Source organism: Candidatus Cloacimonas sp., assembly GCA_035403355.1.
Lineage (GTDB): Bacteria > Cloacimonadota > Cloacimonadia > Cloacimonadales > Cloacimonadaceae > Cloacimonas.
This window is the reverse complement of sequence record DAONFA010000046.1, coordinates 1-11,719: the sequence shown is the minus strand read 5'-3', so window position 1 is coordinate 11,719 and position 11,719 is coordinate 1. Positions and strand designations below refer to the sequence as shown.

Below are 11,719 nucleotides of genomic sequence, written 5' to 3'. Positions count from 1 at the left end.
CGATAGTGCAGTCATAGTCATTAAGTCTTTTGACCCTTACGGCGTCCTCGATATTTTTCTTAACTACTTCCCACTTATCAACGCCGTGGATTTTCTGGTATGCTTCTTTACTCGCCGCCGAAAGATTAAACCTGAACCAAACACAGTGGGACAACAAAATACTCGCCTTTTCGGGGGTCAGGGCTATACCGTTAGTCCCGATACTAATATCTAACCCGTTCTTTTTGCCTACCATCACGCCCTCACAGAGAGCAGGATTAAGTAAAGGTTCTCCGTCTCCGATAATCGCTACCGACTTAACGCCTAATCTTGGAGCGTCAGTCATAAATCTGATGAAAGCGTCTCTAGGAAAAATCTCGCCTAACTTTTTCTGGTGACGGGCGAAACAATAAACACAATTAGCGTTGCAGGTCGAGGTTGCCCCAAAGTCAATGTGTATCGGATAAACCCTCTTGCCCTTGTCATAATGGTCAATAACCCTGTCCATATGCCAAAGAAGTTTCGAGGAATCCATTAAATATTTATCCATTCTTGATTTCTACGGCACAATGCCCGTCTTGCTGGAACCGGTTAAACTTCAGCTTTAAATCACAGGGGTTGCAATTCCCATAACTACTACAAGGAATAAAATCTTCGGGTAATTTAACTTTGTTATTCAGAATATGCCCGATAGAATTAATCCCACCATAAAGATCGTGATGACACCTGAATAATCTTCCATCAGGGGCAATTAAGAGTTCACTTGGTTTACAAAGACACTTCTTCGGGAACCCGTTTAATCCGTGCGGGTATTTATAGTTTCCGTGCGTCTCATCAAGATATTCTTTAAGCCTGAAATCTATACCGAAAGATTTAGCCAATAATTGAACTAACTTGCTATGTATCTTATTTTTATTCACCGCCCAAATACCTACGGAATACCCCCTGTTTTTTAAAACATTAACCTTTCGAAGTAACCTTATAATATTTGTATATCCTGGGTGATAAGAAAATCTGATTGAGGCATACGGAGCTTTCCTCTGAAATCTATGCGGATTTATATGCTCCATAAATTCATCAACATCAAACTCACCGTTAGTCAGTAAATCTAAGGGGATATTCCCGTCTATCCACTTTATAATCGTATAAAAATCAGGGTGCAAAGTCGGTTCGCCGCCGGAAATAGTAATTGGCAAATCACTTCTGGTCTTTATCCGGTTAAGCCCCCTTATCCAATCGCTTAAATCCATCGATTTATACTTAAATAAACCGCCGTATTTGTTTATGCAGTAAGAGCAATTAAAATTGCAGCCGAAAGTTAAAAATGCAGAGATATAATTATAGGATTTAGGTATCTCTATCACCGCTTAATCAATCTCCCTATGCGATTGCCGTATTTCTCACACTTCATTAAAGTGTCCCCGCCAAGCCCGTTAAGACCCGTTGCCCCGTAATGGTCATACATCGGCTCGCCTTGAATAACCATTCCGTGAATTAACATAGCGTGGAGAATATCCAATATTGTCGTTTCGTTACCCCCGCCGATATGACAACTTGAACTGAACGCTCCGCCAACCTTGCCTTCCAATTTATAGTGAAGCCCTGCCGTATCGTCTAAAAACCTCTTTACTTCCCACGCCATAGAACCATATTGCGTAGGCGAGCCAATAACGATTCCATCGTAATTAAGCAATTCTTGAGGGTTAGTATTAAGAATAGTTTTGCAGATAGTCTCAACACCTTCGCTCCTTATGCCCTCGGCAATCTTTTCCGCCATTCTCTGCGTATTGCCTGTCTTGGAATAATAGATAACTATTGCTCTAGCCATTGGCTTATATTTTCAGGTATTGTGCAAGGTTGGTGAACCTGCCCTAATAAATGCTTAATATTCCCCTGCTCCCACTTCTTTTCCCACTCTACCTTCCAGGCGATTCCTTCCGGCTGATACACATATCCGAAATGATGCATATAAATATCTTCAAAACTCTTTATACTTCCTGCAAAGCACCTGACTTCATAAAACCTGACACTTGGCTTAACAATAACGATTGCCTTATGCGTCCTTTCAGGCAACCTTTCGTTAAAATTACCAATATAATCTATAATCTTGCAGGTTCCGGCTTCGTGTCCGGACATACCCTCAATCAATCTGTCTTGGTCTTGTCGGGCAATCAATTCATCTGCGTCGGCGATAAAGACATAATCAAAACCGCCAAATTCTCCTAATCCTGCGTTAAATGCTTCGTGCTGATTTAAGTTTTCCCCGGAATTTATAACTACATTCTTAAAATCCCGAACAATCAGAGGAGTCTTATCTTCCCTGGGTTTAACCCCTCTGAACCTGTAATTCATTACGATTATTTTCTCAACCCAAGAATAACTTTTTAATACCGCTGGTAAATAATCAGTAAGTCCGTAACTTCTGACTAAAGCCCCTATTCGCATATCGCTCCTAGCCAAACAAAATCATCTCTGCGAATTTCGCAAATTCTGTATTTTTCAAATCCCGCATCTTTAAGTAATTTTTCTAAAGTCTTAGGAGTAAAAAAATGACTATGGTAAAGATGCTGAAAGTTATCCTCGGTATAAAAGTCTTTGGCTTTAGGATTACCGCTTTTGGCTATTTCCACAGCGGTAGTTCTTTCCTTTTCCAGTTTCTTCTCTATTGGCATCATCGGGTCAAGAATAGAAGTCCACTTCTGTTCATAGGGAACTGTAACTATGACTTGTTTTGCTACCCTGCGGGCTTCTGTAACAGCTTTTAAAGGATCAGGGCAATGCTCGACTACTTCTCCTAATACGGCTATGTCAAAAGTTTTGTCGCCGAAAGGTAAACTTTGAGCATCCGCCCTGACAAAATTAGGAATATCGTATAAATCAATATCTACGCTGGTAATATTCTTTCTGTCATATCCAGCGAATAAATGCCCCTCATTACAGCCAATATCAACAATCTTCTTACTGACATCGGTTACTGTCCTTATCCAGGCTATCCGGTCAATAACTTCAACCGGATATTCTGATTTGAATAAATCTTTTTCCCATTCTTTAGCAATCTTTTCCCAAGAGTTATCTTGAATGTATTGGCTAACATCTCCCTGAACAAAACTATCGTGCTTTAAGACATCTATAATCTTGTCAATAAAATGTTCATTGTCAGCTATGTAGTGCGGGTTTCTTTCAGGTAATACCGCAAAGTCGTTAGTAACGCATACACACCCGCTCGCTACTGCTTTAGTTAAGGCGATACATTGAATCTCGCCCTTATAGTTACAGGGATAAGCCCACATTCCCGACTTAGCGTATTCTTTAAGCAGTTCCTTATGCCCTATCCTGCCGTGTTCGAATACCCCGTCCTGTTTCATTAGTTCAAGCATACGGGGCTTAAAATCTGACTTCCTCTGACCTTCAGCTACCAAGCTGTCGTAAGTATTCCACCCGTAAAAACAATGAATTTCTGCATCAGGAATTTCAGCCCTAATCTTCTGCCAATTAGAAAGGATTACCTCTAACCCCCTGTCATAAGAAGAAGCCCAAATAAGCCTGTGCGGATTCCTTACTTCTTTTATCCCCGCAAAATCTTCCGGCACTATTCCATTAGCGGAAACATAAATTTTTTCTTCTGGCACAATCTTGGGTAATAGAGTCTTATGATATTGAGAAAGAACGACAATCTTATCCACCCGCTTTAATTCATCTTCATTGAAGAAATCTGCGGGGATTCCGTCGTGCAACCAAATAATCCTGTTTTTGGCTACAATCCCGTAATTGAATATGTTTGACCGCCAAGAAATAACGGTAGAGAACCTGTCTTTAATGTTTAACTTCTTCCAATCAACATACTTAACCCCGTCATAATTACCCTCTTTAGAGCAATCGTTATAGACGGTAACTTTATAACCCAACTTATTAAACTGCTCCGACAGCCTAATTACCGCTTCTTCGCTCCCGCCAATCCCTGTCTTAATTGATTCAGGACTCCAGGGTTCCGCCGACATCGGGCAAATAATGCAAATCTCGTTATCCTTCCAATCCCTGGGGTCGGAATGGAGCCTTTTTAATCCGGTTAGAATCGGGACATCTATGTCATCAGGTATCGCTTCGGTCAGGAGTTTTAAATTTTCAGGATTCCTTGCCTTTAAAAATTTATAGACATTGTGAAACTGCTCGGCAAAAACTTTTTCCTGAATCGCTTTTTTAAATACCGGCTCATTTTCCTTAACCCAGGCGATTGTCGGAGCCAACTTCTTGGCATAACTAAAAAACTTATACGCTTTATCCACATCACCTGTCTGCAAATAACAAAAAGCCATTGACAACGCTGGTCGCCAAGTCCAAGCAGACGGGTCTAAAACCATCATTGACTTAGGCATTTCTTTAGTAAATCCCGTTTCCCCCCAAGCAATAGACTTATCCCAGGCACCCATTTGAAAATAAATATCGTGTAATTTAAAATAAGCGTCGGGATAACTTGGTCTTTCGGCTAAAGCCTCGTTCGCACAAGCAATAGCTTTCTCAAAGTCTTTTTTGTGGTTAAATATCTCCGAAAGATAACACCAAGAGGTGTATCTATCCTCATCCCACCCTGAACCCTGAATATGTTTTTGTAAAAAGAATATCGCCTTATCAAAATCTTTGAGTGTGAAAAAAGTCCTGCCAAGATAAGCAATCGTTCTAGGGTCAGTATTTTCTTTATTCTGGTTGTATTCAGCGATTAAATATTCAAGATTTCTGATAATTGACTTGCGGGCGTGTTCAAAATCTATCAAATGGTCTATTCTTAAAGTCTCATCAATGTGAACCTTGTAATTAGCGATTGAGCGGGGGAGAATACACTCGTGTATCTTTTTATTCCAATAGATACTTCCCGTATTCTTAATGATAGTTTCCCGATATTGCGTGGCGTTAGGATTTCCGTCATCGTCTTTGGAATAAATGTAAAAACACATTACTACCGTGTATTTATTGTTATTGGCAAATTCCGCTAATGGTCTAATCCTGTCCGGATTTAAGAAAGCATCATCAGTATCAATGCGGACATAGTAGTCGCCGGTTATTTTTCCCGCTAAAAAATTGCGTTTATGAGAGAAATCATTGACCCATTCGTATTTATAAAACTTTATTTCAGGGAATTGATGGTAAGCGGATATGCAAGCGTCAAATACGGCTTGGTCATCAACAGCAAAAACTAATTCATCAAAGTATTGTCGGTAATCACGGATAATCCTGTCTATCTGGTTTATTTCGTCTTTAGCGATTACGGCAAGGCTTAATTTCATCAATCCCCCTATACTCTTGAGCAAGTCCGAAACGCAGGGAACTCTCTCATAAATTTGTGCAATTCATCCTTATTTTCAAAGAGCTTCTCTTGATAATGAGTGGCAAAATATTTCTCTAAATCCCTCAACAGCGTCGGGGGTAAAGAAATGCCAAATCTTAGATTCTTTTTTGCATTGGAACCATAATCATTCTTACGGGTTTTTCTTATTTCTGCGTTCTGTTTAATTATTCCCCGTGTATGGTCTATGTTCCTTCCGACCTGCGGTTCTTCACAACAAGTAAATGGCGGTTTCGGAGTCTCTCGATAACCGAAATTATGCCCGCAACTATTGCAATACCAACGAGGGTCTTTCAACCAAGTGTTGATATACGCTCTGATTGCGTCCATTTTATTTCTTGTTTGTATAAGCATAAATTTAGTTCGGGGTGATAGGCTCACCCCGTAAAGCCTTGAAACCTTACTTGATGTTACTCACCAAGAAACCTGCGTTTGGATGTGTTACTTCCATCGTAAGTTCGCTGGTTACATAACCTTTTTCTGCTAACCCGCTACGAGAAACTTCCTCGTTATGAGGCTTGATAAGATACGCCACTTTAGCGTAATTCTCATCTAACCCTACAAGGTCGTAGTTGGTGTCGCCGGAAACTGTTACATATCTGTGCTTAAATAATTTGACTAATGAAGCAGCGTCAGAAGCATAAACATCAACGCTATTCACCAATCTCTTATCATCGACAGAAATGTTTTTATCAGTTGCCGCACCGGTATAACCCGCTATTTTCCTCTTAACATACATCGGCATATAGCAAGCATTTACCTCGGTGGAGGCGTTATCCCAAACCATCTGGAGATAATCATTGAAAGTAGACTCTGACATTGACGCACCGGAAGCATTGGTGAGTAATGAAAGCGAAGCCTTCAACCCACGCAAACTTCTTACGGCAGAACCAGAACCAGTTACTAAGGTTCCACGCATAAGTGCATATTCAATATCATTTTTCAATTCCGCTAAAGCATCGCCAATTTCTTCTGCCTTGCGGTCTCCGCCGGCTCTGTTAACGGCTAAGTCGGTATCAGTAACTCTCCAACCTTCCAAGAAAATCTGGGTGTAGTTGTAAAGTCTGCTGGAGTTCTGGACATCGTAAGAAGCATCCTGTCCTTCGACATAAGCGTTAACCTTTACATCACCTAAAGACTTAATCAGGTATTCGTGCATAACGCCTTTTGCTTGCGTAGTGCCTAAACCTGACATAAGCTGTGTTTCACGAGGCGATAAGTTCTGGATTTCGTTTAACAAATCCTCCCTAATCGCCTTGTCATCGTAAGAATATCCCGTCGCTGCCATTTTATTTCCTTTACTCTATGCCTAATTTGGCTTTCAGCACTTCCCTCAATGCTTCCTTTGTCCCTGTCGAGTGGAGATTTTCCATAGCCTTGGAATACCTAGTCTTACCCTTAATCACATCTTGTTGTGAAGCATTACCCTCGATAAGGGTGCCTTTCTGAACTTTTTTAAGGTTCTGTTCAAGCGACTTCACCTTTTTTTGTGTGGTGTTAGATTGACTATCCATATAATCGGCTAATGCGAGCTTGGTTGCGATAACTGGAGCATCGGGTCGGTTTTTCAAGTCAGGATCGTTTGAATACATCGCTATCAAATTAGTCAGCGGATGTTGGTTGTTCCAAACTTTTCTACCAAAAGGGTCTTTAATAAAACACTCCTGCACTCTGGGGTGATTGTTTACCCATTGCATAGATTGCTGATAAGTTGCTTCAGCCTTTTGTTTTTTCTCGACCTCTTTAACCTTTTCTTCCGTTATCCTGGCAATGTTCTTGCCAATCAACCTTGCTTTTTGCTCCTCTACCCAGGGTCTCTGGTCGGGTCTGTCAATAGCGAACTGTTCAAGCTCTGCTATCGAATATTCCCTTTCTTGAGGTTGCTGTTTTTGTTGATTTAATAGTTCCTGTGCTACCTTTCTGATGTTATCCTCGGAAGTATTTTCCTGGGCTTTGCGTTGCCACTCCATTGCCCGATTCTTCCAGGGGACACCAGTTCCGTCCACAGCTTCAGGAGCTTGACCCTGCTCTTGGGTTACGGGTTCTGTGGTTTCCGTAGTTTCCTGCGATGTCGTCTCCGCAGATTCTTTAACGACTTCCTTTGTTTCTTCCGAGTTGGTCGCTTCCTCGGTATTTACGACCTCTTTTTCATCTGCCATTTGGTTCTCCTATCTGGTTAACGCACCAGTTGCGTGTATAGGGATACCTATAAATTTAATGATTATCAAAATCTCCCCCGATAATTTCTTCGGGGTGTTCTAACTTATCTAATTGTTGACCCGCAACTTCAATATCGTGTTTAAGATTAGGAATGGAATTAATAACCGAGAGTGTCGCCATTTTAGTAATCTGTGCATCCTTCAAGACTTTCTCGTCGGTAATCCATTGCCAGCTATCGTCTAATCTTTGGGCTTGGGCTTTATAATCATCGATGAATAATTTAAAGGATTCATTATGTTCAAGACCTTCGATAATCTGCTTACTGCGGAAAATCCTGGCATTTAATTCCTTAATCTGTTCATCAATGTTTTTTTCAGCCATTAACCCTCCTCTTTTTTGGTTCTTTCTTGATGTTCTTGCACTTTAGCTTCTTCTTGAGCCTTAATCTCACCGACCATAGACATCGTATCTTTCATCGCCTTTGCCCGTTTAACTCTTGAGTCATCTTCTTTGGCGTGAATATCAAGTTTGGTCTGTATTGCCCTTTCGGTCATATCAGGCTCAAGACCCATTCTTTGCACAACCTGGGCTTTTTCCCCATCAGCTAAATCGTCCATATCGACTTTAACCGGTAGTGGCGGAGGATTCTGTTGTTGCTGTTGGAATTGTTTATAAAGCTCCCCTGAATCCTCGTGAAGCCTTTGATGTTCAGGTAAATCCAATTCTTTAAATAACAAATCGTAACCTTCAGCTAAATGCCAAGGTTTAATGACCCCCATTTGTGCCGCCATCGGATTCTGCATAGCCATCATTACCATTTGGGCTTTTTGTAATCTAACTTGAGGGTTAGTGTTCTGGTCATTGCCCCTGACTACAACCTTGTATTTCCCCTGCACTTCTTCACGGGTTAATCTAATCGGCTCCCAGCCGTCTTTTCCGAAATAAGAAAACTCATATTGGTCATCGCCATACTGACACCACAAATCCCAAATCATCGTGAATAATTCAGAGAACGCTTCGGTATTCATCGTTGCGTCCAGAGAAAACACCATTTGCATATTCTGCTGTTGCATCTGGACTTCGCCGAGTGTCCGAGGCTGGCGTTTGTTAATCATTGACTGCAAGGTAAAGTCAACCTGTCCGATCAATTCCTCAACCTTAGTCTCTAAAATCATCTGCTCTTTTTCGTAAGAGAACTCGGTGTTGGGATTGTTATTATTCAAAACCATCAAGCTGTCGTTCAATGGTTGCATACCTTGAATCGGAATCCCTTGACCTGGAATAAACTTGACTAAATTCGGATTAATCATCCCCGCCCGATAAGCAAACATCGGAGCATTGCGGATAGTCTGGGAATCAATCTTCTGCATATGCTGGACATCTATTTCTTTAATGATGTCCTCTAGTAATTCTGGAATCCCCCTGTGTGCAAACCATCTGTCGTCGGTAATCTCATAACAGAGTTTTACAAACGGAAACTTGCCGTTAGAAAAAGGCAGGGTAATTTTACGCAGAATTACATTAAAATCGGGTGCGGCGGTAATAACGCATTTTTCAGGAACTCCGTCTCCATTAATGTCATACCACCCATACCATTCCCAAATCCTGACCTGTTCGGAAGTGGAATTAATCCTGTCAATGCCTTCTTTGATAGACTTCTCCCATTCAGAAGATGTCTCATCACGGGTAGCTACGGATTTAATCTTATCCTTGTCTTTACCTTTCCAGTATTCAATTTCCTCGACTGCTTCTTTACTCCAGTCTTTCTGTTCGGCGTTAACCCTGACCTGATAGTAGGGCAGGAAAAATTCGTGGCAGATAAACTCACACTCCTGCGGATTCAACGGACTATCAGAAGGGACATAGGCTCTTTCGGGAGAAATCCCCATAATATCCGGAGCGTTATACAAAACATCTTTTAAGGTTAATTGGATCTCATCTTTACCGCTCAAGACTTCTTTAGCTACACGGCTAAGTTCAGAATCGTTGTCTTTAGCCACCCAATCACTCGTATCTACTTCTAACTTTTCAATCAGGAAGTTTTTGATTTGTTCTTCGGTAATTACTGAATTGGTTAAAGCAAGCAGTTCTTTTTCGGATAAGTCTTTCTTGGAAAACTTTTCTATCCGGCGGGTAATCTCTAACTTCCAATAAGGTTTTAAGAGATAAAATCCTTTTTCTAATTCCTGGTCAATCGCAACAATGGCTTTCTTGGTTAGACCGATGACATCCATAATCAAATGGTCTAAAAACTTCTCAATCTTCTTAGCGGTGTCTACGCTACCCGAAGGAGAAGGAATCACCTGAACTACCGGGCGAATCCCGACAACCGTATTAACTAGGGCGGCTTTAAGTTTCCTAATCTTGATTTCCGCCGTAGGCATACGGATATTGGAACAGCCGACAAACGGGGAGGTCTTGGCTTTCTTTATCCGCATACGCAAGCGATACCACTTGGCTTGCCTTTCTTCCCATTGAGTAACATTATCGATGGCTTCATCAAGTTTCCTGTCCAGGTATTGGAAACAATCATCAACCAGCTTAATTACCTTCTTCTCTCTTTTTTCTTTAGGTTTTACTTTTTTGTAAGCCATCTGTTTTTGCCCTTTTTATTATTGAGTCGTAACGCCGGATATTTTCCAGCCTCGATTGTTCGTATACTTCGGGATAAGATTCTTTTAGTTGCTCCTGACATAAATCACAAAGTTTTAATGAATAAGGAATCCATTTGTATTCATAGCACCTGATACATTTATCGGGGTTATCTGAATGGGGGTGTTTTTTATATTCGTGAGCATCTCTTAAAAACTGCACCCATTCAGGAATCTTTCCCGCTTTATAATCCATAAGCAAAATTTATTCTTTCTTCTTCCTCGTGCTGTCTAATCTCTTGGGTGTGTTCGTCAACTTTCTCTATTGGAAAATAGTTCGGGACTAAAATCTGCTCCGCATAAGCCATTGTGTCCACTAAATCATCCCAGCGGGAGGAACCGATAGTTAAAAGCTCCTCCCTTGCCTCTATGTGGTCAGGGTGGATAAAATACTTCCCCTGTTCAAACAAAGGCTGTAGAGCGGCGGTGCATCGGGCTTTTTTGCCCCGCTGACTTATTGAAGTTCCCGTCTGCGTGAAAGCATTTTTAAGCTCTACAACCGGAGGGTATAACTTCCTTTCGTCGCACTTCTTTAAGAATGAATCAAAAAAAGACTTCTCTACTCCGCTGTTAGGAATACCCACAGCCGTAACGGTGTTTTTGTTTTGAAGCCATAAATTAATAATGGCATCCTGAAATTCACCGATTGGGGCGTGGGTTCTAATGTAACTCGCCAGATAGCGGTTCATCTGTTGGTCGATTGCGATGTGAGAGCAGGTCTTAAAATCCGCTTTCTCATCATCCGAATACGCCGGGTCTACCGTTAAAACGCTAGAGTAGGTCTGGGGAAACTCTTTCCAATAACGAATCTGTCCTTCTTTGATCGGTTGCGTTTCATCCGAGACTGGAGTATTTAAGTATTCGGACGAAAAAGAATTAGTCCCCTGGACTTGTTTACGCCGTTGCAATTCTTCGTGAGGCAACATCTCCGCCCAAAGTTCGTTACCTTTTTCCTGCGGAAGCATACATTTGTTTTTTAAGTCCCAATAAGCGGCATAAAACCGCTTAGTCCAACCATTGTCAGGAGTAGAGATAATGGAATTGAGATAACAAAGTGGACTAATGATCGTTCCGAAATAAATTAACTGTCCACCTGGTATTAACTTGGGGATAAGTTCTTTGTTTACCCTATCCCGTAACTTAGACCGTTGTTCTTCGCTTTCTACGGTTTCGTTTGTCTCAAGGTCATCAAGAGCAATAAGCCCCCTTCTACCACCTCTTAACTGTCCACCAATTCCACCTGCTTCAAAAGCTACCCCATTTTTAAGAACAAAATAGGTTTCCGCCCATTTAATTGTTTTTTGGTCTTTAAATAACTTTATTAGTAATTCGTTGTGTTCAAACTCGTGCTTAATCTTCCGGGTAATCTCATTAACTATAAAAGACTCCGAAGCTGAAAGAAGTGTAATATCCCCAGAAGCATTAAAAAGAGCATAGTGAATAGGTTTGATAATTAACCCTATCGTAGACTTGGCGTGTCCCCTGGGGGCGGCACAGGCATAGTAATTAGGGTTAAGTAGATCGCCATAAATTTCTTTATGAAACTCTGGGACTGACTTATTCAAAAGATGGGGAAAGAAATCACGGGCAA

11 protein-coding genes are annotated in these 11,719 nt (G+C 41.2%); all 11 read right to left on the bottom strand.

Features of this window, described 5'->3' with window-relative positions; genetic code table 11:
• On the bottom strand, positions 1-529 hold a 529-nt coding region (locus PLE33_08735; protein ID HPS61327.1), incomplete at its 3' end, for a radical SAM protein.
• Positions 522-1,343: a radical SAM protein gene (locus PLE33_08730; protein ID HPS61326.1), complete on the bottom strand. Its 822-nt coding sequence runs from the start codon at positions 1,341-1,343 to the stop codon at positions 522-524. The genes PLE33_08735 and PLE33_08730, both read right to left, overlap by 8 nt.
• Positions 1,340-1,807 carry a flavodoxin domain-containing protein gene (locus tag PLE33_08725; protein HPS61325.1) on the bottom strand — a complete coding sequence of 156 codons (468 nt, stop codon included), beginning with the start codon at positions 1,805-1,807 and terminating at the stop codon, positions 1,340-1,342. Before PLE33_08725 ends, PLE33_08730 begins: the two co-directional genes overlap by 4 nt.
• Positions 1,792-2,424 carry a glycosyltransferase family A protein gene (locus tag PLE33_08720; protein HPS61324.1) on the bottom strand — a complete coding sequence of 211 codons (633 nt, stop codon included), beginning with the start codon at positions 2,422-2,424 and terminating at the stop codon, positions 1,792-1,794. Before PLE33_08720 ends, PLE33_08725 begins: the two co-directional genes overlap by 16 nt.
• Positions 2,415-5,258: a methyltransferase domain-containing protein gene (locus PLE33_08715; GenBank protein ID HPS61323.1), complete on the bottom strand. Its 2,844-nt coding sequence runs from the start codon at positions 5,256-5,258 to the stop codon at positions 2,415-2,417. The genes PLE33_08720 and PLE33_08715 overlap by 10 nt, the downstream gene beginning before the upstream one ends.
• Before the next feature lie 459 nt (positions 5,259-5,717).
• Positions 5,718-6,605 carry a DUF5309 family protein gene (locus PLE33_08710; protein HPS61322.1) on the bottom strand — a complete coding sequence of 296 codons (888 nt, stop codon included), beginning with the start codon at positions 6,603-6,605 and terminating at the stop codon, positions 5,718-5,720.
• 10 nt (positions 6,606-6,615) lie between these two features.
• The gene (locus PLE33_08705; GenBank protein HPS61321.1) at positions 6,616-7,476 is read right to left on the bottom strand and encodes a hypothetical protein; all 861 of its coding nucleotides are present in this window, start codon (positions 7,474-7,476) and stop codon (positions 6,616-6,618) included.
• Positions 7,477-7,531: 55 nt separating this feature from the next.
• Entirely contained in the window at positions 7,532-7,858 is a 327-nt protein-coding gene (locus tag PLE33_08700; protein ID HPS61320.1) for a hypothetical protein, read from the bottom strand.
• On the bottom strand, positions 7,858-10,071 hold the full coding sequence (locus PLE33_08695; protein ID HPS61319.1) for a hypothetical protein: 2,214 nt from the start codon (positions 10,069-10,071) through the stop codon (positions 7,858-7,860). Before PLE33_08695 ends, PLE33_08700 begins: the two co-directional genes overlap by 1 nt.
• Positions 10,046-10,324 carry a hypothetical protein gene (locus PLE33_08690; GenBank protein ID HPS61318.1) on the bottom strand — a complete coding sequence of 93 codons (279 nt, stop codon included), beginning with the start codon at positions 10,322-10,324 and terminating at the stop codon, positions 10,046-10,048. The genes PLE33_08695 and PLE33_08690 overlap by 26 nt, the downstream gene beginning before the upstream one ends.
• Positions 10,314-11,719 (bottom strand): hypothetical protein (locus PLE33_08685; GenBank protein HPS61317.1); only part of this gene is annotated, 1,406 nt, incomplete at its 5' end. The genes PLE33_08690 and PLE33_08685, both read right to left, overlap by 11 nt.